At 66.9% G+C, this 975-nt stretch carries 1 protein-coding gene; it reads left to right on the forward strand.

Annotated features, from left to right (window positions below; translation table 11 throughout):
* Positions 1–227: 227 nt before the first annotated feature.
* Positions 228–975: hydantoinase/oxoprolinase N-terminal domain-containing protein (locus tag PKE99_RS37800; RefSeq protein WP_271215064.1), on the forward strand; the 748-nt coding region annotated here is incomplete at its 3' end.

A 975-nucleotide genomic window follows, 5' to 3' on the forward strand; every position in this document is an offset into this window, starting at 1 on the left:
GCATCCGCGATCTTGCGGGCGACCTGGCCGAGACGTTCGCCCGCCGGGTCGGACAGCAAATGCACAGCCGACCCCGGTCAACGCTGTGAGCCTGTCGCTTGTGACCGGCCGGGCCGACCTCTGTACTGAGTTCCCGTCGGTCGGTGTGGGCCAGGTCACCGCCGCAGGCCGGCCTGACACAGCGGCCGCCCACTCACCGGCAATCGAGCAACCGAAAGGGATGCCAAATGACGTGGCGAGTTGGTATTGACATCGGGGGGACGTTCACGGACGTCGTCGCGATCGAGGAGGAGACCGGTCGGCGCGTCTACGAGAAGGTCCCGTCGACCCCGTGGGATCCCTCGGAGAGCTTCGCGAACGGGCTCGGCGGCCTGACGGAGCACGGCGTCAGCGCGGACGACACTGCAATGGTCATGCACGGCACTACGGTGGCGACGAACGCGATCCTGGAGAGCAAGTACAGCGAGGCCGGGCTGATCGTCGCACACGGGCACCGCGAGGTGCTCGAGTGCGCTCGCCAGACCGTGCCGGGTGGCTTCGGCAACATCGCCTACTGGGAGAAGCCACCTCGTGTGGTGCCCCTCGAGCTCGTGCGTGAGGTGAAGGGCCGCATGGCTCACACCGGGGACGAGATGGTGCCGCTCGACTCCGACTCGGTCCGCGCTGTCGCCGAGGAGTTCAAGAGCATGGGTATCGAGGCCGTGGCGGTGTCGCTGCTCAACAGCTACCGGAACCCGGTCCATGAGGAAGCCGTCCGTGCGATCTTCGCGGATGTCTATCCGGAGTGCTACCTCACGCTGTCGTCCGAGCTCAGCCGTGAGTATCGCGAGTACGAGCGCACCCTGAGCACCTGCCTCAACACTGCCCTCATGCCTGCCCTGACGCGGTACGTCAGGCTGCTGTCCGGGGCGATCGCCGATAGCGGCGGGAAGTCCGAGCTGCTCGTCATGCAGTCCAACGGCGGCCTGGTTCCGG

This window comes from Pseudonocardia halophobica (assembly GCF_027922425.1).
GTDB lineage: Bacteria > Actinomycetota > Actinomycetes > Mycobacteriales > Pseudonocardiaceae > Pseudonocardia > Pseudonocardia halophobica.